General features: G+C 44.6%; 21 protein-coding genes. 12 read left to right on the forward strand and 9 right to left on the reverse strand.

Going from position 1 to position 24,640, the window contains the following annotated elements; translation table 11 throughout:
• From R7E47_RS02205 to R7E47_RS02225, 5 genes are all read right to left on the reverse strand, one after another.
• The coding region (locus R7E47_RS02205; RefSeq protein WP_318083674.1) for a VWA domain-containing protein at positions 1-1,338 on the reverse strand (1,338 nt) is incomplete at its 3' end.
• Complete coding sequence (locus tag R7E47_RS02210) at positions 1,331-2,335, reverse strand: vWA domain-containing protein (RefSeq protein ID WP_005383916.1); 1,005 nt, start codon at positions 2,333-2,335, stop codon at positions 1,331-1,333. The genes R7E47_RS02210 and R7E47_RS02205, both read right to left, overlap by 8 nt.
• The gene (locus R7E47_RS02215) at positions 2,328-2,804 is read right to left on the reverse strand and encodes a DUF4381 domain-containing protein (protein WP_005375161.1); all 477 of its coding nucleotides are present in this window, start codon (positions 2,802-2,804) and stop codon (positions 2,328-2,330) included. Before R7E47_RS02215 ends, R7E47_RS02210 begins: the two co-directional genes overlap by 8 nt.
• Before the next feature lie 37 nt (positions 2,805-2,841).
• On the reverse strand, positions 2,842-3,768 hold the full coding sequence (locus R7E47_RS02220; RefSeq protein ID WP_262671047.1) for a DUF58 domain-containing protein: 927 nt from the start codon (positions 3,766-3,768) through the stop codon (positions 2,842-2,844).
• A 13-nt stretch (positions 3,769-3,781) separates the two neighbouring features.
• A complete protein-coding gene (locus tag R7E47_RS02225) occupies positions 3,782-4,738 on the reverse strand; it encodes an AAA family ATPase (RefSeq protein ID WP_017635415.1) in 957 nt (318 codons plus the stop codon).
• A 310-nt stretch (positions 4,739-5,048) separates the two neighbouring features.
• Here R7E47_RS02225 and R7E47_RS02230 point away from each other — a divergent pair, with 310 nt between their 5' ends.
• From R7E47_RS02230 to R7E47_RS02265, 8 genes are all read left to right on the forward strand, one after another.
• Positions 5,049-6,965 carry a methyl-accepting chemotaxis protein gene (locus R7E47_RS02230; RefSeq protein ID WP_262652874.1) on the forward strand — a complete coding sequence of 639 codons (1,917 nt, stop codon included), beginning with the start codon at positions 5,049-5,051 and terminating at the stop codon, positions 6,963-6,965.
• 56 nt (positions 6,966-7,021) lie between these two features.
• Complete coding sequence (locus tag R7E47_RS02235) at positions 7,022-7,222, forward strand: restriction endonuclease subunit S (RefSeq protein ID WP_005375165.1); 201 nt, start codon at positions 7,022-7,024, stop codon at positions 7,220-7,222.
• 246 nt (positions 7,223-7,468) lie between these two features.
• Entirely contained in the window at positions 7,469-8,137 is a 669-nt protein-coding gene (locus R7E47_RS02240; protein WP_005375166.1) for a LuxR C-terminal-related transcriptional regulator, read from the forward strand.
• Between the two features lie 228 nt (positions 8,138-8,365).
• Entirely contained in the window at positions 8,366-9,022 is a 657-nt protein-coding gene (locus R7E47_RS02245) for a LuxR C-terminal-related transcriptional regulator (RefSeq protein WP_170893380.1), read from the forward strand.
• 206 nt (positions 9,023-9,228) lie between these two features.
• The gene (locus tag R7E47_RS02250) at positions 9,229-9,819 is read left to right on the forward strand and encodes a calcium-binding protein (RefSeq protein ID WP_005375168.1); all 591 of its coding nucleotides are present in this window, start codon (positions 9,229-9,231) and stop codon (positions 9,817-9,819) included.
• Positions 9,820-9,971: 152 nt separating this feature from the next.
• Complete coding sequence (locus R7E47_RS02255; RefSeq protein ID WP_213891112.1) at positions 9,972-11,690, forward strand: type I secretion system permease/ATPase; 1,719 nt, start codon at positions 9,972-9,974, stop codon at positions 11,688-11,690.
• Positions 11,665-13,005: an HlyD family type I secretion periplasmic adaptor subunit gene (locus R7E47_RS02260; protein WP_085569361.1), complete on the forward strand. Its 1,341-nt coding sequence runs from the start codon at positions 11,665-11,667 to the stop codon at positions 13,003-13,005. The genes R7E47_RS02255 and R7E47_RS02260 overlap by 26 nt, the downstream gene beginning before the upstream one ends.
• A 95-nt stretch (positions 13,006-13,100) precedes the next feature.
• Entirely contained in the window at positions 13,101-13,949 is an 849-nt protein-coding gene (locus R7E47_RS02265) for a mechanosensitive ion channel family protein (protein ID WP_005375171.1), read from the forward strand.
• Between the two features lie 95 nt (positions 13,950-14,044).
• Here R7E47_RS02265 and fhuB read toward each other — a convergent pair whose 3' ends face one another.
• Genes fhuB through R7E47_RS02285 form a run of 4 tightly spaced genes read right to left on the reverse strand, consistent with a single transcriptional unit; the run spans position 14,045 to position 19,868 of the window.
• A complete protein-coding gene (gene fhuB / locus R7E47_RS02270; RefSeq protein ID WP_047103935.1) occupies positions 14,045-16,012 on the reverse strand; it encodes a Fe(3+)-hydroxamate ABC transporter permease FhuB in 1,968 nt (655 codons plus the stop codon).
• Positions 16,009-16,938 (reverse strand): iron-siderophore ABC transporter substrate-binding protein, encoded by a 930-nt coding sequence (locus R7E47_RS02275; protein WP_318083675.1) that lies wholly within the window; start codon positions 16,936-16,938, stop codon positions 16,009-16,011. Before R7E47_RS02275 ends, fhuB begins: the two co-directional genes overlap by 4 nt.
• Positions 16,929-17,714 (reverse strand): ABC transporter ATP-binding protein, encoded by a 786-nt coding sequence (locus R7E47_RS02280; protein ID WP_017635311.1) that lies wholly within the window; start codon positions 17,712-17,714, stop codon positions 16,929-16,931. The genes R7E47_RS02275 and R7E47_RS02280 overlap by 10 nt, the downstream gene beginning before the upstream one ends.
• A gap of 51 nt (positions 17,715-17,765) precedes the next feature.
• Positions 17,766-19,868: a TonB-dependent siderophore receptor gene (locus tag R7E47_RS02285; RefSeq protein ID WP_025768541.1), complete on the reverse strand. Its 2,103-nt coding sequence runs from the start codon at positions 19,866-19,868 to the stop codon at positions 17,766-17,768.
• Between the two features lie 145 nt (positions 19,869-20,013).
• Between R7E47_RS02285 and R7E47_RS02290 the strand changes: the two genes are divergently transcribed.
• The 4 genes from R7E47_RS02290 (at position 20,014) to R7E47_RS02305 (ending at position 24,639) form a co-directional block, all read left to right on the forward strand.
• A complete protein-coding gene (locus R7E47_RS02290; protein ID WP_033906862.1) occupies positions 20,014-21,867 on the forward strand; it encodes an ABC transporter ATP-binding protein in 1,854 nt (617 codons plus the stop codon).
• A gap of 228 nt (positions 21,868-22,095) precedes the next feature.
• A complete protein-coding gene (locus R7E47_RS02295; protein WP_230850624.1) occupies positions 22,096-23,139 on the forward strand; it encodes a DUF4118 domain-containing protein in 1,044 nt (347 codons plus the stop codon).
• Entirely contained in the window at positions 23,136-23,834 is a 699-nt protein-coding gene (locus tag R7E47_RS02300) for a response regulator transcription factor (protein ID WP_318083676.1), read from the forward strand. Before R7E47_RS02295 ends, R7E47_RS02300 begins: the two co-directional genes overlap by 4 nt.
• Before the next feature lie 151 nt (positions 23,835-23,985).
• Positions 23,986-24,639, forward strand: a complete 654-nt coding sequence (locus R7E47_RS02305) for a potassium channel family protein (RefSeq protein ID WP_005375180.1) — start codon at positions 23,986-23,988, stop codon at positions 24,637-24,639.
• Position 24,640 lies beyond the last annotated feature (1 nt).

The following is a 24,640-nucleotide window of genomic DNA, read 5'->3' on the forward strand; positions in this document are numbered from 1 at the left end:
CTGTTTTAGCTTTTCTTCTACAACCGATAGGTTTTTCTTCGCGGCTTCAAAGTTAGGCTTTTCCTCTAGCAGCTTTTTATACAAATCAGCCGCATCTTCTAATTGACCATTTTGAGCGAGCGAGTTGGCGAGGTTATAGCGGCCGTTAAGGGAGGCATCATGAGAAAATGCTTCGATAGCGGCTTCGTAGTCACCTTTTTGATAACTGGCGGCTCCTTTCCAGCTTGGGTTTGTAAATAGGTTTTGCGCCTGTTCATACTCACCTTGCTTGTAGAGTTCCGCTCCTTGTTGGTCGGCATTTAAGAACGGATTAGCTTCTGCATGCGGTGCCCACGTTACTGGGACTACAGTCGCAACTACCATCCAAATCAGGCCGCGTCGAAACAGTAAAGCCGCAGGAAGAAGTAACAACGGCAGTAACCAAAAGCCACTGTTGAGACGAGAATCAGTTTTAACTTCTTCGCTTTGGGTCGCAGAAAGCTGGCTACCAATGTTATTAGTAAAGGCCGCGATATTTTCAACATCACGGTTGGTGTGCTGAATAGGAATAAATAGACCGCCAGTTTTATTCGCTAGCGTCTGTAGGTTTTTCAGGTTTGTTTTCGCTACGACGGTTGTGCCTTGTGCCGTTTTTAGCAGAGAGCCATCGGGCAGCGCGATAGGCGCACCGTTAGGAGTCCCGACGGCAAGAACAGAAATGCGAAACTTTGTACCTTGGACTAAATCTAACGCGCGAGACAGCTCTGACGTATCAAGATCATCCGCTAACACGATGATATCGCCTTGTTGCGTGCCGGCTTGAGAAAACTGGTTGATCGCAAGTTCAATCGCGGCAGGCAGGTTTGCTCCTTGAAAAGGCATCAGCTCTGGTGACAAATTTTCGATAATCCCCGCAAGCGTGCTGGAATCAGTTGTCAGTGGACTTAAGTTATAGGCATCGCCAGCGTAAGCAATAAGTCCAGTGGCTCCCTCTTTCCATTTAGGCAGCAAATCGAGCGCCTTATAACGTGTTTGTGCTAGCCGATTGGGTTTGATGTCTGTAGCAAACATAGAGCGAGACATATCAAGCACCAAGATACGGTTTTGGTTTAACTCAAAGCTTGGTCGAGCATTGGACCGCCAGCTTGGCCCCGCTAATGAAATGCAAGTTATTGCCCAAGCTAAACCCCATAGAGTGAAGTAATGCTTAGACTGCGTGTTTTGTCCGAGCATCCGCGATAGGTGAGGGGCAATCAGTGTGGACTTTTGGGCTCTAAATTTGTGATTAAGCAAGAGTGCAATAGGGATCACGATGAGCCCCAAAAGCCAATAAGGATTGAGGAAAATAAACTCAGCCATGTTTTCTCCTTAATAGGAATAACAATACCGATAATACAAATGCAGCGCTTAATGGATATGGAAACCATTCAGACTGTGGGCGCCAAGTTTGTGTGTCGCTAGATACGGGTTCTAGCTGGTTGATGGTGTCATAAATCTTTTCGAGCTCTTCCGTATCTCGCGCTCGAAAATATTGTCCACCTGTCACCTCTGCCACTTTAGTCAGTGTTTGTTCATCTAAGTCGGCTGCGGTGTTGACTTTGCGAGTCATGAAAAACTCTTTCACCATCATTTCACCAGCGCCCACGCCCACGGTGTAAATAGTGGCGTTGTATTTTTTCGCAATTTCCGCTGCTTCTAGCGGCTCGAGGACCCCTGCAGTATTGCTGCCGTCACTGAGCAAAATCATGACTCGTTGGGGAGCATCACTGTCTACAAAGGTTTTTGTGCCTAACCCAATACCATCACCAATGGCGGTTCGTTGACCAACCAAGCCGATGACGGTTTGATTAATCTGTTGCATGACGCTTTTGCGGTCTGCAGTGAGTGGTGTTTGCAAATAAGCATGGTCGCCAAACAAAACAACTCCGAGACGGTCACCTTTTCTCTTTGCTACGAAATCAGATAGAACTTGTTTGACTGCTGTGAGGCGATCGATATATTCGCCGTTGAGTTCCATGTCTTCCTGCTGCATCGAACCGGACAGATCGACGACTAACATCAAGTCCCGATATTTGGGTTGGAATTCAACGGGATCACCAAACCAAACTGGACGTGCACAAGCGACGACAAGAAAGCCCCAGATCGCGATTGAAAGCGCTTTTTGCAGCGCTTGCTTAGGCTTGCTGCGATTCTCATTGGTTGGTAAGTACGCCAATTTGATCTCGGCTTGTTGAGATTCTTGTGGCAGGAACTTGTATACCAGCCAGGGGATGGGCAACAAAAACAGTGCCCACCACCAGACAAATTCAATGTTTAGCCATTGGGCAAGATCGGTTATGAGTGTTTGCTCAGTCACGGTTATTTGCCTTTTTCTTTGGTGGCAAAGCGTAGGTTATCCAAAAGACACAATCGTCTACCAAGCTTTGATGATGCCCTTGGGAGGAATTCTGATACAACGCTTCTTGCCACTGATGTTGTTTGTCTACGAATCGACTCTCTTTGGTATGGCTATCGAGAAATTCATACCAAGCGATTCCGGTTAATGGTGCGATCTCTTCACGCGGAAAGTAACTCAATGCTGCCTGGCGCAATATTTCCAGAGCAGAAGAGGGGGTATGAGGCGCGGTAGGTTGAGTTAAAAGTGTTAATGCTGTCTTTTTTGCGCGTAAGTGTTTTTTACGCCATCTCACATAAAGACAAATGCCGAAAACGAAGAGCAAGGTGGCTGCAAGCACCACCCACCATCCCCAAGCGAGCGGAAACCAATCCGGTGCGTTTGGCAAAATCAAAGGTTCAAGGTCTAGGCTTTGGTTGTTTGTTGTCATTATTATTACTGCTTAATAAATACTGCTTGTCAGTTTGTTAGCTTAATTGTGAAATTAAGGGCCAGCCACTTGATAGCGTGTTAAATGGAATTGCTATCGAATGGCACTGCTGCTTAATGGTTTCTTGATGTTGGGTAAAGTGGCTTTCGAGTTCTCTTCGTTGTCCTTTAGAGCCAAAGTTAAACCATTGACTATGCAGCCCATCCGAAGCTTTCACTTGACCTCTAAAGTCTGTTTCGCCTCTTTCTAACGGATCATAAAATTGAACAGCCCTTACGCTATTGTGTTGTTTGAGTCGACGTAGTTGTGCCAGTTCCGTTGGTATTACGTGGGCAAAATCACTGAGCATAATCAATTCGCTACCTTTTGGGGTGAGCGTATGAAGTGTCTCCAATACTTGTGCATACGGCAGTGTACGAGTGTCGTTGCTTGCAGTACGAGTTACTTGCGCATTATGTATGTCGACTATGGCGTTAAGAATCCGCAGCCCTTGTCTTTGTAAAGAAGAGGGGCGAAATTCAAGACATTGATGTCCGTCATCAATCACTGCGCCGATGCGATTTTTTTTAGCTAGAGTTAGCCAAATTAGAACACTGGCAAAGTGGGCCAATTGAACGGATTTGAGTACATACTTAGATCCAAAATGTAGACTAGAACTTAGATCAAGATAAAGAATGACCGCTTGCTCTTTATCTTCTGCAAACAACTTCGTATGTGCTTTACCGGTCCTAGCGGTGACTCGCCAATCAATGCTGCGAATATCGTCGCCAGGTTGATATTGGCGCACCTCCATAAAATCCATACCTCGCCCTTTTTGGCGACTGGTATGGTTACCACTCATCTGCGACCAGAGACTCTGTGCTGGTGGTAACCAACGTACAGATTGAGTGCGATATTGGAGCAGCTCTTCAAGGGTTAATGTCACCCCATTCGCATGAGGTGGTAATGAATGTGTAGCGGACATATCACTCACTCGTTTATGCACTGCCAACAAGGTTTAGCAGTTTATCGATGACCTGGTTTGCCGTAATGCCTTCAGCTTGAGCGTGGTAACTCAATAATAAACGGTGGCGCAGTACCGGATAAGCCATGGTTTGAACATCTTCCGGAGAGACAAAATCACGACCAGCAAGCCAAGCGTGCGCACGTGCACAGCGATCAAGAGCGATGGTAGCACGCGGACTCACACCCATTGACAACCACTTGTCCAACTCAGTGTCATATTTGTTGGCTTGACGTGTCGCCATAACTAAACGGACGATGTACTGCTCTATCGTTTCCGCCATATGAATATCCAACACTTCTTTACGTGCGGTGAATATATCTTGTTGGCTTAACATTGGGCGTTCAACCTTTGCTTCGCCTTTTGCTTCTCCGCGGTTAATACGCAAGATAGATAGCTCATGCTCCGCATCTGGGTATTCCACTTCTAAATGCAATAAAAAGCGGTCTAGCTGCGCTTCAGGAAGGGGGTAGGTCCCTTCTTGCTCTATCGGGTTTTGAGTTGCCATAACCAAAAACAACTCTGGCAGCGGGTAGGTATGACGACCTGCTGTGACTTGTTTCTCTGCCATTGCTTCAAGCATTGCCGCTTGTACTTTGGCCGGTGCACGGTTTATCTCATCCGCAAGAATAAGCGAGTTGAAGATAGGACCTGACTGGAAAGTGAATTCTCCGGTTTCGGGACGGAAGATATCGGTGCCGGTTAAATCGGCTGGCAGCAAGTCAGGGGTGAACTGAATGCGGTGGAAGTCGCCTTCAACACAGTCTGAGAGTGATTTTACTGCACGGGTTTTTGCTAACCCAGGAGGGCCTTCAACTAAAATATGCCCATCCGCAAGAAGCGCAACAAGCAGTTGCTTTACCAGATCTTGCTGTCCGATGATCTGCGACTCTAAGTATTGCTGAAGAGTTTCGAAGTTAGATTTATGCATGCTTTGGACTCTCGGTATCCATGTGATTTTCGTGTTGAGTATTGGTCATTTTCCATGTGAAAAAAGTTCCAATGCTCTATTGCAATTTATCTTTTCAATATTGGGACGCTACAGAGAATTGCAAGTACGTGCTATCTCTGAAAGTGCTTATTTGACAGTGTGTTACATTTATTTTTCATAATATAATGAGAAATGCCTCTAGTTTTGTACATATGAGCCGATAAAGATTCCGTGGTGTGCGTGTCATGAGATATGCACCTGATTCCCCTTGTGGGGCCAATAACAAGTGATTCTTTTAAAAGGTCCGAATATGTTGAAACTTCATTCCTTGAGCATCAAACAGAAGGTTGTACTTGGCATTACGTTTGCTGTTCTAGCATCAACAATGATTGTTGGTGTTATGGCTCAGCGTCATGCGAGAGATGTATTGAGCCATCGTCTTATTGACATCGAGCTACCTGCGATGTTGCAGCAAATCAATACCGAAATTGACCGCGAAGTTGTCGAAATGCAACAAGCGGCAAAACAGCTGGCTACAAACGAATTTATTGTTGAAGCCCTATCTAATACAGACCGTGATCCGTCAGTAGAAGTTCAGTTGGTTCAGCAGCTCAATAATGTTAAATCACAGTATGGTCTTAATGATGCGTCGGTAGCGAATCGTCAAACGGCATATTACTGGAACCAAAACGGATTCTTACGTCAACTTAACCGAACGCAAGATGCTTGGTTCTTTGGATTTACGTCGTCTGGTCAAGAAACGTCCGTGAGTGTGTTCCAAGAGGCAAATGGCGAAGTGAAAATGTTTGCCAATTTCCAAGATCTTAATGGTACATCAATGTCAGGTCTCTCTAAATCTATGGGAGACATGATTACTTTGCTCAACGGGTTTAAAATTGAAGATACGGGTTACGTGTTCCTCACTAATGAACAAGGCCAGATTCAAATACACCGTCAACGAGGTAAGAACCAAACTTCTATCACTAAACTATTTGGTAGTGACGCAAGTGCGCTGTTGAACAAAAATAGCTTCAACCTAATTAATGTGGAGTTTGAAGGGCAGGATACTTTTATTTCTAGTTTGTATGTTCCTTCAATGAACTGGTTTGTTATTGGCGTGGTTCCCGTTGATGAAGTATTCGCTGACCTGAATGCGACAGCTAAAAAAATGCTGTTTACGACCATCATTGTTGCCGTTGTATTCATCCTCATGGGCGTATGGTTAGCAAACAGCATTACGAAACCAATCCGACTGATTGCCGATCGTTTTACCGACCTTGGGCAAGGTGAAGGCGATTTGGCGCAGCGTATTGAAATTAAGGGTAATGATGAAATTGCTCAGCTTTCAAAAGGCTTTAATGGATTTATTGAGAAGATTCATGCCACGATGAAAGAGGTTGCTTTAACCAGTGGCTCATTAAGTCAAGCGGCAGAAAGTGTGTCAACGAAAGCAACATCCACACACGACAACAGCCAAGAGCAGCGTGATCAAACCATTCAAGTAGTTGCAGCTATCAACCAAATGGGTGCGACCATCAGTGAAATTGCATCGAACGCTGCTACCGCTGCTGATACGGCAAATCAGGCTTCAGATAACACTCAAACTGGTCGAGAAGTTGTGATGAAAGCAAAAGAGGTGATCAGCCGCCTAGCCGATGATGTTGAAACAACCAATATTGTTGTTACGCAGTTGGCATCGACAACCAAAGATATTGGCTCGATTCTGGGTGTAATTCGTGACATCTCTGAGCAAACGAATTTACTTGCGCTAAACGCTGCAATTGAGGCTGCTCGTGCTGGTGAGCAGGGACGTGGTTTTGCGGTTGTTGCTGATGAGGTAAGAAACCTAGCTTCACGCACGGCTGATTCTACAGAAGAGATTCAGCGCATGATCAATCAGCTTCAAAGTGACGCACAAGACGCGGTAAGTGCTATGGAAGCGGGCAAAGCGGTCACCATAGAAGGGGTTACTTCTACCGATGAAGCAGTCGAGGTATTAATCAGTATTTCTGAACGAATCACCGACATCTCTGATCGTAATACACAGGTTGCAACGGCGACGGAAGAGCAATCCACGGTGGTGCATACCATTAATCAAAATATCGAAGAAATCAACGCGATAAATGAAATGACAACCGCGACAGCAGAAGAGTTGGCGGATGCAAGTCGCGATCTTCAAGCGCTCTCTTCTCGTTTGGACAAGATGGTTGGTAGCTTCAAGTTATAGAGTTGGATAGAATAGGCGAAGTTTAAAAGTTCAATCATTAATTTTAGGTAAGTACTATGAATGACTTCGAAAAAGAACTAGAGCAAATTTCTCAAGAAACCGCTCAGGAGCCAGAAGTAAAACTGCCGTCGCTAGAAGAGCAAAAAGCGATCGTCGCTGAGCTGAAAAAGCTGGAAGCGGAAGGTAAGCTGACGCCAGAAGTGTTAGAACAACACTTTGGTAAGTTTAACCAAAAAAACGCAGTTCCAATCCACTAAGTTAGGTGGTGTTTTGCCTCTAACGTGCGTGATTAAATCACCTGCTCAAACACAAAAAGGGAGTTTATACTCCCTTTTTTAATGTCTGAAAAATGCTAATACCTCTCATATACTTGCCACTTAAAAATTATTGACACTTCAATGAGTTATTAATTAGTACTAGTGATTTTCATACTTGACAATACTACCGCTCTATCTAAATCTATTGCGTATTTCAATAAAAACGACCAAGGGAATGCGATCAGGATGGAGCAGCAAAAAAAAAGAAACGTTATTTTAATCACGGAGGGAAGTCTACAGTCATCTCTGTTGAAAGATGTATTGGAGACCAAACTCGGTATTAGTGTTGCTCTAATCACGCCAGATAATCTGATTCACGGAGTGTTACATGAATCTCTTGCATCAGCCATTATTGTTGATTGCAGCGTGATCACGGATGAAATTTTTCGCCGTTATGCGGAGTTTAAAGCGGCCAAGCAGAAAGACACGCTTGAAATCTTAATTAATTGTGAGCAATCCATATCGACAGAAGATCTCTTTGCTTGGCGTACTTTGGCCGGTATTTTCTATACCTCTGATGATATAAAAACGTTGCAAGTTGGTATTGGTAAGGTGCTTCAAGGAGATATGTGGTTCAGCCGTAAGTTTTCTCAGCAGTACATTACTTACCTTCGTCGACATTGCAAACCTATAAATAAGAATGTTTCCGCTATTCTGACCAAACGAGAGCAACAAATAATTACCTTTCTTTCCATGGGGGCGTCCAATCAACAAATCGCTGAACAATTATTTGTCAGCGAGAATACGGTAAAAACGCATTTACATAATATTTTCAAGAAGATTGATGTGAAAAATAGAGTTCAAGCACTTATTTGGGCAAAGGAAAATATTTCAGACAACTCGTTAATGGTGTAATGCTATTGCAATATTAGGTTGCCTAATTTAGTAAACTCTTAATAATTTCTGTGACCTGAATGTGTTAAAAGTGTTTCTTTTATGAGAAACACTTTTTTTGATTCTCTTTTTAATAACTTTAGAATTTAAAAAAGTAGCAAATAACTTTACTCTGTGAACTAGCACTTACATATCAAACTAAGTGCTGACGATTAACTACTAATTTAAGAATGTTAAGTCACTGAAAGTATGAGAAACATTATGGAACAGTATATGGAAAAGCCTGAAATCCTAATGCTCACTCAACAAAGTTTACAGAGTGAAAACTTTAAGGAAATGCTTTCTAAAAATACAGAAACTAAAATAACGATCATTGATACTAAAAACCCTAGCTATCATGAACTCATTCCGGAACGCTACTTTTTGCTTGTTGATTTTTCAGTTGAGATTCCTTCCGAAACTTTAGTTTATTTAAAAGATAGTAATAAAGTGCTAGGAACCATAATGCTTAATCTAGGTTATGACTTAGACACAGAAGAACTCGCTTCTTGGCCTCATGTAAAAGGTATATTTGGTCCAGGAGATTCAATGGACAAGGTTTGTCAGGGATTAAAAGCAATAATAAAAGGGGATAACTGGCTGTCTCGAAGATTACTTGATCAGCTAGTAAATTATTATCGAGGTAGAGAAGCAAATAGCATTATCGAACCTGCTATTGAGGTTGAGCTTACTCGGCGTGAAGTTCAGGTTTTAAAAATGTTGAAAGAAGGTGGTTCAAATATGGAAATCGCTGATTCTTTATTTATCAGCGAGCATACTATTAAATCACATCTATACAATATTTTTAGAAAGTTAGAAGTAAAGAACCGTACGCAAGCTACAAGTTGGGCTAAGAGAAACCTGTAGTACTAGTATTAACTTGCTGTAATAAAAAGAAAATACTCTATAAAGTACTAAATTTTATATTTATTATTAAAATGTCAGTCTGAAATATCATCCCATATTCAAACTTATTCCTATTCAGTTGACTATTAGACTTCTCATGTCGTGACGAATCTAGTCAGACGTGGAACAGAAGGTCTATTCAATTAATAAGCTAAGAGGGAATAAAAATGAGCGCAAGTGACAATGACACGTATTTAGGCGATGCAGGTGTAAATAACCAATTTGCTGATTTCGATGGCGGCGATGATTTGTTTATCGGTTTTGGTGGTAATGACTCGTTTGTTGGCGGTGGCGGTAATGATTATGTGATCGGCGGCGACGGCGATGATCGCCTAACTGGTGGTGCTGGAGATGACATCCTTAGGGCTGGTACAGGAAACGACTACCTCGGCGGTGGTACCGGTAATGACTTGCTGTTGGGTTTGCTGGGCGACAATAAATTAAATGGTGGTGTCGGTGAAGATATTCTTGTTGCTGGTTCTGGTGACAACGTTTTAGTTGGCGGCAGCAATGGCGATAAGTTTGTGTTCACGGATAAGTTTGGTGGCCATGGCGAAGCCAAAGTTGTTGACTTCACCATTGGTGAAGACTCTTTGCACATCATTAGCGACTCTGTCACAGACTTTGGTGATTTAAGCTTTAGCTACGATGCAGTTGGGAATGCAGTGTTTACCGATGGGGCTGATCTAACAGTGAAACTTATTGGCGTGACTGAAACTGACATCAACACCTATGGTGCTGATCTGTTCGTAATCTAAACGACTGAAAATAACTCTGGATGGGAATTAGTTTGCGTGGCTCTGCCATGCTGAGGTGAACTAATCGGACACTCTAGAGCGATTTGAGGTTACCTTAAGTTAGGCGCTAGTATTTCTGGCGCCTACAATTTTCACATTAAACGGAAGTAGTCGTGCAAAAAACGGTTTTCAAAGAAGTGAAACAAAAACTATGCACGCTTGCGGGCTTGCTGATCGTTTTTAGCCTTTTTATCAACTTATTGGTTCTCTCGATTCCGCTGTACATGCTTCAAGTGTACAACCGAGTGATATCCTCCTACTCAATCGATACTTTATTCTTGCTCACTGTCATCGTAATTGTCGCGCTGTTAACCATGTCCATCATCGACATTGCACGAGCACAAATGAGTAAATCTTTTGGTTATTGGATGGACACAAAACTCTCCGCTTTCATGCTCAAGCGCACGATTCAATATCAATCACATACTGGGAAGAGTTATACCTCGCAAACTCTGAGAGACATTCAGAACATCAAAAGCTTTTTGAGCAGTCAAGCACCTTATCCACTGTTGGATGCGCCCTGGACACCGCTGTTTATTTTATTTGTGTATTTATTGCACCCGATACTAGGTCACATCGCGTTACTTGGATCTATCGTATTGTTTAGCCTAGGTCTACTCAATGAGCTGATGACGCGTAAAACAATGCAAGAGAGCGAAGTCAGGGCGATTTCTCATATCAACAACGCAGAATTAGCCACGCAAAACTCCAATTCAATTCTCGCAATGGGGATGATGAATGCATTTTTAGAGAAGTGGCAGTCGCGCGTGAGCGAAGTGAATGTGCTTGAAGAGCGAGTTGCAGGTAAGTCTATCTACATGGCTAACTTTTCTAAGTTTGTGCGTGGCTCATTACAGATATTTTTACTGGGAGGTGGTGCATGGTTAGTTATCCAACATGAGATAACGGCAGGGGCGATGATCGCGAGCTCCATATTAATGAGTCGGGCATTATCGCCGATGGAGCAGGCGATAGGCACGTGGCGAAGCGCGATGTCTGCTAAAGGCGCCTATAAAAGGTTGAAAGAAATCGATGCGATCGTGCGCCAAGATGAATCAGATATGCCACTGCCTAAACCAAAAGGACACTATGAGCTTACCGGACTGGCCTATCGCCATCTTGGAGCAACCGAACCAGTGCTCTCATCGATCAGCTTATCGATTCCTCCGGGTGTTGCTGTTGGGGTGATTGGCCCTTCTGGTACGGGTAAATCGACGTTTGCTCGGCTGTTATTAGGTACGGTTAAGCCATTAGCGGGTAAAGTGACTCTTGACGGTATGGAAGTCTCCGTATGGGCATCTGAAGATCGCGGCGTACATTTTGGGTATCTCGCTCAAGAAGTGGAGTTATTTCCTGGCACAATTCGAGAGAACATCGCGCGCTTTAAAGAAGAAGACCCCGCTAAAGTCATCAAGGCGGCGCAACTAGCAGGATGTCATGAATTAATACTCAAGAAAAACAAAGGCTATGATTGCATTATTGGTGAAAATGGCCGTGGTTTATCTGGGGGGGAAAGGCAGAGAATCGCTCTTGCAAGAGCCGTTTATGGCGACCCATCTATTGTGATTTTCGATGAAGCGAATGCCAACCTCGATGGTGAGGGAGAGGCTGCGTATCAACGTTTGATTGCCCATTTAAAAGCACAGAGTACAACGATTATCGTCATTGCCCACAATCCGAGTACGTTACGACAAATGGATAGGCTGTTGTATTTGGCTGACGGCCGAGTCAAGTTATACGGCGCTAAAGATGAAGTATTAAAACGTTTGATGGGCGAAGAAAGAACAGATATCCCAAGGGTAAGAAATGAGCAATCAACTGCCAACCGTTAATCAGAGTTCTACCGAGATCGTATATCGTTTTAGCCCCAAAGCGAGACTAAGCTTTCGAAAACCAATTTTACTCGGTGTGGTGACCTTAAGTGTTTTTCTTGGAGGTCTTGGCTACTGGGCTGCAACAGCCAAATTAGAAAGTGCAGCGATTGCTTATGGTGATTTGTCAGTTCTCACTAAGCGACAAGAAATTCAGCATTTAGAAGGCGGTATTATTGAAAAGCTATATGTACAGGAAGGGGATTTAGTCGAAAAAGGTCAGTTATTAATTCAACTTTCTAAGCGTCAAGCTATGGCTAAGTTGGATTCGTTAAGTGGTCGTTTTATCCATACTCTAGCAAAGGAAAACCGTTTAAGTGCGGAGCTTGATGAGCTTCCAACGATTGTATGGTCTGATGATCTTGAGAACATTCCCCGTGTCGATATCGTCCAAGAAGCACAACTGGTTCAAAACAAGATCTTTGAAGCGAGAAAGCGATTCTTTGATAGTAAACTGAGTATCATTGAGCAGAGTATTTCTGGAGCAAATTTAGAGCTTGAAAACCTTCAGCAAACCAAAGTGATTGAGACGGAACGGCTCAACTTTATTGCTGAAGAAATAGACAGCAACCAAGCCTTGGTGCAAAAAGGTTTCTCGGGAAAATCTACTTTACTTCAACTCAAGCGCTTAGCAGCGGAGGTGAGAAGTACCTTAAGCCAGTTAGATAGGCAGTCGCTCACCGTTAGAAAAAGGTTAGATGAGAACCTAGCGCAAATTGAAGAGTTGAAGCTTGAAAGGCTGAATGAGATTGTCGAGGAACTACGAAATACCAAAACGGAAATTGTCGCAATTCGGGAAGAATATCGCTCCGCTCAAGATATTGTCGCAAGAACAACGATCAACGCACCTATTTCTGGTCGCGTAGTCAACATGCAAGTGTTTACCGAAAAAGGTGTGATTGGCTCGGGTGAAACGTTACTAGAACTGGTCCCGCAAGACGATAAGTTGTTAGTCGAGGCTCGTGTTAATCCTCAGGATATTGATTTAGTGAATCCAGGCCAGCAAGCGCATGTTCGTCTGACCGCTCTGAATGCACGGACGTTGGCACCTTTAGACGGTACTGTGCTGACGATTTCTGCCGATAAGCTCTCGCAAGAAAACCAAGAAGATTTTTATCTCGCTAGAATTGCAATTTCACCGGAAGATGTGACAAAACATCGTTTAACCTCAGGCATGAATGCCGAAGTGCTTATTTTATCTGAGCCACGAACGCCATTGAGCTACCTAATAAAGCCAATTACAGAAAGCATGAATCGCGCCTTCAGAGAGGAGTAATTTCAAAAAGACTTGAGTGAGCACGGACAACAGACAAAATAATTTGTTATCGTTAGCTGTTACTGGGCCGTATTTTTATTCGAGGGAGCCGTGGAATGGAGAAAGTGCAGTTAGTTGTCGATTTTCTTCTCACTCATAAATTGATTTTTACCGCACTGATCTTTGCGATTATGTGGTTAATTCGTCGTGCAATTTTATCGATGATTCGTGGTGATCACGCTTTTCTCTCAGAAGATCAGCGTAGTTGGATGTCCAGAACTAAAAATGGCACCTTTGCTGTTACATTACTGATTTTATTTATTTTATGGCAATCAGAAATTAACGAGTTTGCTCTGAGTGTAACGGCGATTGCCGTTGCCATTGTAGTGGCATCCAAAGAAATCATTTTGTGTTTTACGGGTTCGATTCAAAGAGCAAGTTCACGTTCTTTTCGCGTTGGGGACTGGATTGAGGTCGGGAAGTTATGCGGTGAAGTGATTGAGCACAATATGATGGCGACGGTGATTCAAGAGATCGACCTGCATCATGGGCAATATCATTACACCGGCAAAACAGCGACATTGCCTAATAGTATGTTCTTTACCTATCCAGTAAAGAACCTCAACTTCATGAAGCGGTACGTTTATCACAACTTTTCTGTAGTGGTGAAAGACTTCGTCAATTTGTATCCACTGCTACCGATTTTAACTGATAAAATTGAAGAACATTGCAGTTACTTTGCTGATGTTGCACATCGTTACAATGCGATGATTGAAAAACATGCCGGTGTTGACCTTCCTGGTTCTGAGCCACATATGCATATTTCTAGCAACATTAATGGTGAACAAATTCTGCACGTGATGATTTTCTGCCCAACCGATAAAGCGAACCACTTAGAGCACTTAATTCGTAAGGACTTTATGGAACTTTATGAGCAACGTTTTCCTGTAGTGCGAGAAGAATAGAGCATCGTACTTCGCCTTTAATTTCAAACCCCGCTATCAAAATAGCGGGGTTTGTTTTTCTTAGCGTATTTTTAGGCTGTAACAATATTCCCAACTTAGCTGAATTTACTCTTCAGCATTAAAAATAGGAAGTAAGTGCTGCCTATAATAGCGACCAACGTGCCAGCTGCGACCTGACTTGGATAAATAGCGATTTGTCCTAGCCAATCTGCCCACAACATTAGGGTTGCGCCAATTAAGGCACCGACACACAGTTGCTCTTTCACTTTTCTTGCTCCTAACATCATCGCCATATGGGGAGCGACCAAGCCAACAAAAGATATTGGACCAACTGTAGCCGTAGAAAAGGCGCATAACAAAGCAACGATGGTGAGCATAAGCGTATTGGCTACGGTAGGGTTAAGCCCTCGTGCATTTGAGAATTGTCGCCCGATGGAAATTAGTGTTAGCCAACGAGAAATCGAGAATACAGCGGCAAGCAGAACTATTATGGCCAAACATAACATCAGTGCGGTGTCGGCTGTGACTCGATAAATTGAACCAGTTAACCACAATAAAATTTTGTAACTGTCACCAGAACCTTGAGCTAGCGAAAATTGAACAAGAGCTTCTAGTAGTGCCGTTAGTGCGATGCCGGACAACACGAAGTTAGATGGATTAAAATGGCTTCGTTTACCGATAATCAGCAATAACATCAATACGGACATACTTCCGAAAAAAGCGATACCCCAGCTAAATGCGGAGAGAAGCGACCCAGCGATGACTCCTGTCGTAATAATGGCAAACGTGGCTCCGGAAGACACACCGAGAATATCGGGACTTGCCAGAGGGTTATAAACAATGCGTTGCAAAATGATTCCGGCAACGGATAGCGCAATACCGACAGAAAGTGCGGTTAACATTCGCGGCCAACGCAATTGCCATTGGAACTCACCTGGCACAGACCATTGAATTCCGTTTATACCATGGGTAACGAATGAGTAAGCTAGAATCCCAACCAGACTGAATAGCGCAATGCTGCATACCGCGCGTTTAGAAAGCGCCGTTTTTCCTTGGCTCATTGAAAGGTTAAGTTGATCGGTTGCCGTCAGCTTTTTACGAGTAAACCAAATTAAAGCGGGAGCGCCAATAGCTGCAGCCGCTACGCCGCTAGGAATGGTTTCCTCTAACCATAAGCTCAGCGAGATAGCGGCAGAGTCTGTGATGATTAGTAGCATTGCGCCCAAAAGCATGCTGCTGATCAATTCGTCGCGCGGTGTTCTTGCCCCCATCGCTCTGGCAATATTGGGTGTCAGTAATCCGATGAAGCTGATAATGCCAACTGCGGTGATTGAGGCAGATACTAGCCAAATACCCATCACCATTAACGCACCAAACGCGGGTAATACCGCTAAGCCTCGGGCTGCTGCGCCTTCTTGTCCTAGTTTCATTAAGGTCAGAATACGTGGTGCGACGATCAAAATTACGATTGCGATAGCGCAGCGAGGCAATAACCACTCAAACCAATCCCAGCTGTATTGAGAAAGGTCTCCGGCTCCCCACATAAAAATATTCTGTGCGAACTGGGCGTTTAAAATAATAATGGCTGTGGCGATAGAACCAAGCAAGATATTGATAACCATCCCCGAAACGACCAACGGCAAACCTGTCATATTACGCACGCCTGCAATTGATACGATCAGGCCAAACGCCACTAAAGCCCCCACCATTGCGGCTAATGCAGAGTAATCGGCTACCCAATCGACGAACCAAATGTTTACCACGACTAATGCAAGCCAAGCACCAGAAGAGGTGCCAAGAGTCAACGGCGAGGTGAGGTTATTCTGCGTTAATTGCTGCATTAAGCTGCCGGTGAGACCAAGCATGGCACCAACAAGCAGGGTCATACTTAACCTAGGAAGCTGCGCTTGCGTAAAGAATACGTCACGAAACTCGGTTGCTACCTCTGGTTTTGTTAATAATTGCCATTGTTCGAAAAGTGATAAATTAGTATCAATTTGTAGGCTAAAGACGCTAAGTAACGTAATCAGCGCCAGATAACCAATATAATGTTTCGTTCTCATTGTTCTGGTGCCAACTCTATTAGACTGTCGGTAATCGCTTCAGCGGTGTATTGCAAAGACATGGCACCGCCATACGCCCACACTGCTCTGACTGAATTTACCCGCTGCTTTTTCACAAACGGCATCGCTTGCCAAAGTGGCGACTCTTTCAGTTTTCGTTCTTCTGGGAAAGGTTGTACGTAGAGAACGTAGCTGTTTTGAAGGCTCTGAAGCCGATTGATTCGATCTTGCTTTACTCCCCACGCACGTGGGGCCTCTTTAATTGGAGCCTGTAATCCCAGTTTTCTAACCACGTAGTCAGTGGTGGAGTTTTCGGTTGCAAGTAATACAGTATTCGGGGTTGAAAATCGCATCACAAGAACGCTGAGTGGAGCAGAGTAATAGTGGCGAATTCGCTGGCGCATCTGCGCAAATGAAGCATCTAATTCTGCCAGTTTCTGTTCAGCAAGTGTCTCTTTATTGAATAGCTTGCTGAGCGTACGAAAGTGACGAATGGCCGTTTCAGCTGCGGCCTCATTTTCAGAAAAATTAGGTAAATAGATTACCGGAGCAATTTGTTTGAGTAACGGAATCAAGTCTTGCTGTGGAGACGCAGCAAGGATGACATCTGGTTTCAAACTGGCTATTTTTTCTAAGTTGGGTTCTGCTCGGGTTCCAATATCTTCAATTGACTCTGGTGCAGTTGGATTGACGACCCATTGGCGGTAGCCTGGTAAATTTGGGGCTGCGATTGGTTCTACGTTTAGCGCCAAAACTTGTTCTAAGATGTCCCAGTTTAAGGCTACAACGCGTTGAGGCGCTTGCTCAAAACTATGCTCGCCATATTCATCGGTAACGGTGATGACTGCATGTGCATTGGTCATAAAAAATGCGAGGAGAAAAGCAGATTGTGTAACCACAGTACGTAAACGAGCTATTATGCGCATACAACAGCCACCTTTTGGCTCGCTAATGTGTTAGCCGGGCTTGGGTGTTCAATCAGCTTAATTGGTGACTCATATAGTTTAGAAAGGCGTGCCTCGTCTAACAACATGTCGGCGTTGCCTTCAAAGGCAATCTTACCTTTTTTGAGCGCAACAATGTGGGTGGCGTAGCGCAGTGCTAAGTTCAGATCGTGCAGGATCACGATAATGCCTACATTCTCGGTTCGATTCAGTTCTGCCAGCAGCGCCATTAGTTGAAACTGATGGTGAACATCGAGCGCCGAGGTTGGCTCATCGAGAATTAAAATTGGCGATTGTTGAGCCAGTAGCATAGACACCCAAGCACGTTGGCGCTCGCCGCCCGATAAGTCATCCGCCAAAGCTTGAGCAAAAGGTGTAACCCCTGTTCGTTCCATAGCCTGCGTGATGATCTGTTTGTCTTCAGCTTTCCAACGACCAAGTGCCCCACGCCACGGAAAGCGACCTAAGCGCACTAGCTCTTCTACCGTTAAACCAGCCGAAGAGGGCAGCTTTTGTGGCAAATAGGCGATCTGTTTTGCCAACTCTTTGGTTTTGAGTGATGAAAGGGAAGTATCGTTTAGTGTTACCGTGCCTTTATCTGGTGGCATTTGACCAGAAAGCAGGTTCACCAGTGTCGACTTACCTGAACCGTTATGGCCTAAAACGACCGTTAGCTCATTTGTTGGGATGTTAAGTTGTTCGATGCCGAGGATCTGACGTCCACCTCGCACGATCTCAATATTAGACAGTTGAAACATGGATGGCTCTTAGGAGAAAACTCCCCTCAATAGAGGGGAGTAGAAGTACAATTACCAGCGGTAGTTTGCGTTTAGCATAACAGAGCGAGACTGGCCGTAGTAACACCAGTAATCGCAACCTGAAACAAACTCTTTATCTAGGATGTTGTTCACGTTTAGCTGTGCTTGCCACTGTGAAGTGATGTCGTAAGTGACTGACGCATCCCAAAGAGTGACAGAAGGAACCGTTAGGTTCGAGCTCTTAGGGTTATCTTTTGACTCACCTACGTAGCGCACACCAGTACCGATATTGAGGCCTGGAATCAGGCTGTAGGCGCTGTAGTCTACCCATGCAGACGCTTGATGCTCAGGAATAAGTGCGGCTTGTTTTTTACCTTGGCCAAAGCTCTCATCTGTTTTCGCTTTAGTGTAGGTGTAGCTTGCCATCAGTTTTAGATCGTCGGTTAGCTGCGCCGTGCTTTCTAGCTCAATACCTTGAGATGTCACTTCACCTGTTTGTGTCGCAATCCATGTTGATGGGTTAGTGACCAACGCGTTCTTTTGCGTGATGTCGAACCATGCAAGGTTGATAAAGCCATCCATAAAGCTTGGCTCATACTTTACACCCACTTCTACTTGCTCGCCTTCCAGCGGTTTGTAAAGTTCATTGGTTGCCGCATCAATAGTACTGATCACTTCAAACGACTGAGAGTAGTTTGCGTAAGGTGACAGGCCATTGTTTGCAAGGTACATCACACCCGCACTTAGAGAGAGCTGACCATCATCACGAGATTCACTTTGATCAACGGTAGCGCCTTTGCCAGAGTTTTCTGTTTTCACCCAGTCGTAACGAGCACCTATGTTACCAATCCACTGTTCATGCAGTTTCAATTGGTATTGTGAATAGAGACTTGCTTGAGATTTCTCAATCTCACGTTTCACGTTGTTGGCAGGATCAAGAGGGGTGAAGTTGCCGTAAACTGGGTTCCACGGGTTGATAGTGCCAAATGCATAGTTGTCTTGCTCGTCGCCATCGGTTTTGTGGAATTGCAGATCCATACCGATAAGCACTGTGTGCTCTGCGTTGTCTGTCATCCAGTTGCCGACAGCATTGTTATCGAACGTGATGCTCTGGTTTTTTCCGTCACGGAATACGATGCCTTGCGTTAACTCTTCTTTCGCTGGATCGTTGTTTGAGAACGCGTAAGAGCTGCGCAAGTACAACTCATTCGAACCGTAGTTGAGGTTTTGCGAGAGTGACCACGTGTCATTGATGTCGTGCTCTAGTAAGTAACCTAGAGAAAACTGCGTGCGTTCGTATTTATCGTAGTTTGGCTGACCAAGGTTAGTCGAAGGATCGATTTTGCCAAAGTTAGAACCAATCAGAGTACCTGCTGCCGGGAAGAATGGGTTAGTTGGTACACCGTCATCATGAAGGTAAGTTGCCAAAACGGTCAGCATTGTACGGTCAGAAATGTCGAACTCGACACTTGGCGCTAGGTAGAAACGCTCGTTATTTGTGCCGTCCAGTTCACCATCTTGGCTTGTCATCAAGCCAACCAAACGATAGCGCACAGTGCCTGCGTCGTTTGCTTCGTCAGCAATGTCAAAACCTACGGATTGGTGTTGGTTGTTGCCAACTTCGACTTTTACTTCGCCTTGAGGCGTAAACGTTGGTTTTTTCTGAACAGCATTCACGATACCGCCTGGTGCCGATTCACCAAACAGAATAGCCGATGGACCTTTAACGACTTCTACACTTTCTAGGCCGTAAGGTTCGACCAACCATGTGTAGTAACCATCGCGGAATAGGCGGTTGCCGTTTAGGTAAGTCGCTGCATCAAATCCACGAACTTTGAACCAATCAGTGTCGTTGTCTGCGCCATAAGGCTGAGCGGTTACACCAGACGTGTAGCGTAATGCTTCATCTAGCTTTTTCGGTGCACGAACACGAAGTTCATCTTCAGAAATGATAGATACGCTGCGCGGCGTTTCTGCTGCCGGGGTTTCTACTTTAAGTGCTTGCGCGGTGACCGTTATGGTCTCCATGGCAATCACGTCATCTTGTACGACGTCTTCTTGAGCTTGTGCTGTGAATGCAACCACTGCTGTAGGTGCTAAAGCACAAACCAACGCGTTGCGGATAGCGATGGTCAGTGAGTTATTCTTTTGCATAAATCTATTCCCGATAATTATGATTAACGCTAAGCTTAATTGTAATTATTATCATTTGAGCTTTTGTTTCGGTATTTTACTGACTTTTGTATCAAAAGATAGTAAAACGTTCGCAAATTCATTCGCGGTACCTAAAGTCATTGTTATGTTCAATTGGTTTGAAAAGCTGACCCAACCCTTTCCCCAGATGGAAACCGAAAAGCCACCGAAGACGCTATTTGGCTTTTGTCGTTTTTACACTCGTGGCTTTGAAGCCCCTTTACTCGTTATGGCTGTGTTCAGTGCGCTTATTGCCATTACTGAGGTGACGCTGTTGCGTTATATGGGCGAGCTCGTCGATATTCTCTCTAATCAAGATCGCGCAACATTCTGGCAAGACCAGGGTGATCGCATGCTAATGATGCTGTTCTTAGTGGCGGTTGTGATGCCAGCTCTCGGTTTTGTCCACTCAATGGTGATGCACCAAACGTTATTGGGTAACTACCCGATGTCTATCCGTTGGTTGATTCACCGTTACTTGCTAAAACAAGCGGTTGGATTTTTCCAGCGTGACTTTGCAGGCCGAGTTGCGACCAAAGTGATGCAAAGTGCGTTAGCGGTACGAGAAACGGTCATGAAGCTGGTGGATGTACTGGTTTATATCAGCGTTTATTTTCTTTCGATGCTTTGGATGATGGGCGAAGCCGATGGTTTGCTAATGCTACCTATTGTGATTTGGATAGGAATGTACGCGGTTATCCAGTTCTACTTTATCCCTAAAATGAAACAAGTAGCGACAGAGCAAGCGGATGCTCGTTCTGTAATGACTGGGCGCATTGTCGATTCTTACACCAACATATCTACCGTAAAGCTATTCGCGCACTCGCAACGAGAGTTGGAATACGCAGAAAGCAGCATGAAGCAATTTTTGGTGACGGTTTACCGCCAAATGCGCATGGTGACTTGTTTACTGTTTAGTGTGGATGCCATCAACTATTTGCTGCTGATGTCTATTAGTGCCATTTCGGTTTATCTATGGCTAGATCACGCTGTAACAATTGGTGCTATTGCGATTGCCATCAGTATTGCATTGCGCGTACAAGGTATGTCGAAGTGGATCATGTGGGAAGTTAGCGCACTGTTTGAAAACATCGGTACAGTAGTAGACGGTATTAATACGATTTCAAACGATGTTGAAGTGAAAGACGTACCAAATGCTAAGCCTTTGCAAATCTCCCAAGGTGAGATCTGCTTTGATCACGTAGGTTTTAACTACAGTGACGAGAAGGCGGTATTTGAGAACTTGAACCTGACTATCAAACCGGGCGAAAAAGTCGGCATTGTCGGTCGTTCTGGGGCAGGTAAATCCACGTTGGTCAACTTGTTGCTGCGTTTTTACGACGTAAATACCGGTAAGATTTGTATTGATGGACAGGACATTTCTCAAGTCGAACAAGAGTCGCTTCGCCAACACATCGGTATGATCACGCAAGACACCTCTTTGCTGCATCGTTCAATTAAAGAGAACATTCTTTACGGTGATCCAGATGCTTCAATGGATGCCGTTATCGCAGCTGCTGAGAAAGCACATGCTCATGATTTCATTCAATCTCTACGAGACGAGCAAGGTAACGTTGGCTATGACGTTGAAGTGGGTGAACGCGGTGTGAAGCTGTCTGGTGGTCAGCGTCAACGTGTGGCGATTGCTCGCGTTCTGCTGAAAAACGCGCCAATTTTGATCATGGATGAAGCAACGTCTGCACTTGATTCAGAAGTAGAATCGGCAATTCAAGAAAACCTTGAAGTTCTGATGGAAGGAAAAACAGTGATTGCGATTGCTCACCGTTTATCAACGATTGCCGCGATGGATCGTTTGATTGTAATGGATGACGGCAAAATCATTGAGCAAGGCTCGCATTACGAGCTGCTGCAATTGGGTGGTGTTTACGCTCAGTTGTGGAAGCATCAAACCGGCGGATTTTTGTCTGAGCAAGGTGATGCTCAACTGCAAGTCATCTAATATGACGCTACACGAAAGAGGAGCAAATGCTCCTCTTTTTTGTGTCTGTCGTTTATACCGAGTAAGTAGGCGTTAATGGGCAACGTTAACTTGTGATTATTCATTGAGTTAGGCCAACTTAATGATGATTATGTTTATAACTCACTGTCGTTATTGAATTTTTTACGCTTTTTTTACGCGAACTCCGAATGGGCTTTTGCTAAAGTTTTCTACATCGAATTTTGGTTGATGTATTTTATGTTTGTTCAATGGCGAGATAACACCTCTCTCTTTTCTACTACCGTGATTGTTGGTGCGGTTGTCGTCTCATGGCTGTTAGACCAACTGTTTGGCTCTACAGCCGCAGTCCTGCTGATTTTACAGTTAGCGGTCGTGGTAGTGGCGTTTCAATGCAACTCGCGATTCGCTTATGCGGCGGCGGTGATCGAAGCGTTGAGCTTCAATTTCTTTTTCACGACGCCTCGTTACTCTTTGCAGATGTTTCGTCCGGAAGACATTTTTAATTTAGTCGTGTTTATGGTGGTGGCTTTTATCACCAGCACCTTTGCGGATCTTTATCGTCGGCAGCAGGGAGAGTTAAAACAAACCAAGCTGCAAAACAGCATCCTGCTATCGGTGTCCCATGACCTACGCACGCCGCTAGCAACCATTATTGGAACACTGACCACACTCAACGAGTACATGCCCAAGCTCGATGACTTAGAGCGTAAAGAATTGCTCGACAGTGCGACTTCAGAAAGCCATCGCTTGCATCAATATATCGAGAACCTCTTACAGGCGACTAAGCTCCAGCACGGCACATTAAAAATTACCAAAAAAGATGAGCCTATTGCGAATATTGTGCGGGATGCGGTTTCTCGTTTGCCGAATTACACCGAGAAAGTATCCATGAATATGGATGATGCCGTTGGCTATTTGTCAGTAAGTCGTTCGCTCATCGAACAAGCGATTTTTAATGTGCTGGATAATGCCATGCGATTTTCGCCAGAGAATGAATCTGTTGAGGTTTCACTTTCTAAGCAGGGTTCGTCGTGCGTGATTGATGTTCGGGACATGGGGATTGGCATCAAAGCTGAAGATGCGGAAAAAATATTCAACCTTTTCTATTCCGGCGCGAACAACAAATCGGCCGATTCAGGCACCGGAATGGGACTCGCGGTTGCCAAAGGCATCATCACCGCACACCAAGGATATATTCAATCTATGCCAGTATCAGAAGGGACGCTGATCCGCATTCGACTTCCACTCAATCAAGGAGCAGAGCAGGCGTGAGTTACAAAGTTTTAGTCGTGGACGATGAGCCTCGCATTCATACCTTTATTCGAATTTCGCTGTCTGCTGAAGGGTTTGATTACATTGGCGCGAGTACCATTGCAGAAGCCAAAGCGTGTTTCGAAGCGTATTCGCCGCACGTCATTCTGCTAGATTTAGGCTTGCCCGACGGCGATGGGGCGGAGTTTCTCACTACGCTTCGTCAGACGTATAAAACGCCAGTGCTAGTGCTGACAGCTCGCGATCAAGAAGAGGAAAAAATCCGCCTTTTAGAAGCAGGCGCGAATGATTACTTGAGCAAGCCTTTTGGCGTAAAAGAGCTCATCGCGCGCATCAAAGTGCTGGTTCGAGATTTGGTGGATGAGCAAACCGTCGCTGATGAGCTGGTGGCTGGCCGAGTCAAAATCATCAAAAGTACTCACCAATTTTGGTTGGATCAGAGGGAAATTCCACTCACCAAGAAAGAGTTTTCTTTCATTGAACAGTTGATTCTCAAGCCGGGAAAACTCATTGAGCAAACTCATTTGCTAGCGGTGATTTGGGGAAAAAGTCATGTCGAACATACTCACTACTTACGTGTGTTAGTGAGTCAACTACGCAAAAAACTGAACGATAGTGCTGACGAACAGCGGCTATTAAAAACCGAGCCGGGGTTGGGTTATCGTTTAGTGCTAGAGGCGTCCAAGCACCACTAAATTCCAAATTTAATCAACGTTAATGCCAAGGTTTAGTGCTGGTTATCGGCACTCGAACAGGATTCGTGTTGCCTATTTTCCGTGACGGAAAATCAGTCTAACCCTTAACGCATTAGCATTTTCTATACATAAAACACAGTTAGGTATTGATATGGCTCACTTTACAGTAATTGGTCTAGGGCGATTTGGCGTTGCCGCCAGCTTAGAACTTATTCATCTTGGACACACCGTAACGGGGGTGGATAGCGACCCGAAAATCGTCGAAAAATACGTCGAAGAGTTAACGCAAGCGGTCATATGTGACGCAACAGACGAAGGTGCACTCAGAGAGTTAGCGCTAGCGAACAGTGATGTGGTGTTGGTGGCGATTGGCGAAGACATGCAAGCCAGTTTGTTGTGTACGCTGGCGCTGAAAAATCTGGGTGTGAAATCTATTTGGGTCAAAGCGAGCACCAAAGCACACCACACCATCGTGTCTAAGCTTGGTGTACAACGCATTATTCATCCGGAAGAGGAGATGGGCGTAAGAGTCGCGCAGGCACTCAACTATCCGATGGTGAACAACTATTTGGAAATGGGGCATGGCTTGTATGTGGTGGAAATCCACGTTAAATCCAATCTGCACGATACGCCGCTTTCTAAGTTGATCAGCCGAGGCAGTTACAACATTCAGCCTATCTTGGTGAAGCGCGAAGAAGCCGTCTACACCAATATCAATGATGAGTTTGTGCTTAATGAGTTCGACACGCTGTTGCTTTGTGGTAGTCGCGCTGAGCTGAAATACGTCGCTCCAAGGTTGGTGTAAC

Origin of the sequence: Vibrio sp. Vb1026, assembly GCF_033338745.1 — a bacterium.
Classification (GTDB): Bacteria; Pseudomonadota; Gammaproteobacteria; order Enterobacterales; family Vibrionaceae; genus Vibrio; species Vibrio alginolyticus.

What these genes read in the sequence shown, in the direction of transcription:
- R7E47_RS02250 (WP_005375168.1), top strand. Translation starts at nt 9,229, where the DNA reads ATGAGCGCAAGTGACAATGACACGTATTTAGGCGATGCAGGTGTAAAT.
- R7E47_RS02265 (WP_005375171.1), top strand. Translation starts at nt 13,101, where the DNA reads ATGGAGAAAGTGCAGTTAGTTGTCGATTTTCTTCTCACTCATAAATTG.
- R7E47_RS02275 (WP_318083675.1), bottom strand. Translation starts at nt 16,938, where the DNA reads ATGCGCATAATAGCTCGTTTACGTACTGTGGTTACACAATCTGCTTTT.
- fhuB (WP_047103935.1), bottom strand. Translation starts at nt 16,012, where the DNA reads ATGAGAACGAAACATTATATTGGTTATCTGGCGCTGATTACGTTACTT.
- R7E47_RS02230 (WP_262652874.1), top strand. Translation starts at nt 5,049, where the DNA reads ATGTTGAAACTTCATTCCTTGAGCATCAAACAGAAGGTTGTACTTGGC.
- R7E47_RS02220 (WP_262671047.1), bottom strand. Translation starts at nt 3,768, where the DNA reads ATGTCCGCTACACATTCATTACCACCTCATGCGAATGGGGTGACATTA.
- R7E47_RS02290 (WP_033906862.1), top strand. Translation starts at nt 20,014, where the DNA reads ATGTTCAATTGGTTTGAAAAGCTGACCCAACCCTTTCCCCAGATGGAA.
- R7E47_RS02280 (WP_017635311.1), bottom strand. Translation starts at nt 17,714, where the DNA reads ATGTTTCAACTGTCTAATATTGAGATCGTGCGAGGTGGACGTCAGATC.
- R7E47_RS02295 (WP_230850624.1), top strand. Translation starts at nt 22,096, where the DNA reads ATGTATTTTATGTTTGTTCAATGGCGAGATAACACCTCTCTCTTTTCT.
- R7E47_RS02235 (WP_005375165.1), top strand. Translation starts at nt 7,022, where the DNA reads ATGAATGACTTCGAAAAAGAACTAGAGCAAATTTCTCAAGAAACCGCT.
- R7E47_RS02215 (WP_005375161.1), bottom strand. Translation starts at nt 2,804, where the DNA reads ATGACAACAAACAACCAAAGCCTAGACCTTGAACCTTTGATTTTGCCA.
- R7E47_RS02285 (WP_025768541.1), bottom strand. Translation starts at nt 19,868, where the DNA reads ATGCAAAAGAATAACTCACTGACCATCGCTATCCGCAACGCGTTGGTT.
- R7E47_RS02305 (WP_005375180.1), top strand. Translation starts at nt 23,986, where the DNA reads ATGGCTCACTTTACAGTAATTGGTCTAGGGCGATTTGGCGTTGCCGCC.
- R7E47_RS02240 (WP_005375166.1), top strand. Translation starts at nt 7,469, where the DNA reads ATGGAGCAGCAAAAAAAAAGAAACGTTATTTTAATCACGGAGGGAAGT.
- R7E47_RS02225 (WP_017635415.1), bottom strand. Translation starts at nt 4,738, where the DNA reads ATGCATAAATCTAACTTCGAAACTCTTCAGCAATACTTAGAGTCGCAG.
- R7E47_RS02260 (WP_085569361.1), top strand. Translation starts at nt 11,665, where the DNA reads ATGAGCAATCAACTGCCAACCGTTAATCAGAGTTCTACCGAGATCGTA.
- R7E47_RS02245 (WP_170893380.1), top strand. Translation starts at nt 8,366, where the DNA reads ATGAGAAACATTATGGAACAGTATATGGAAAAGCCTGAAATCCTAATG.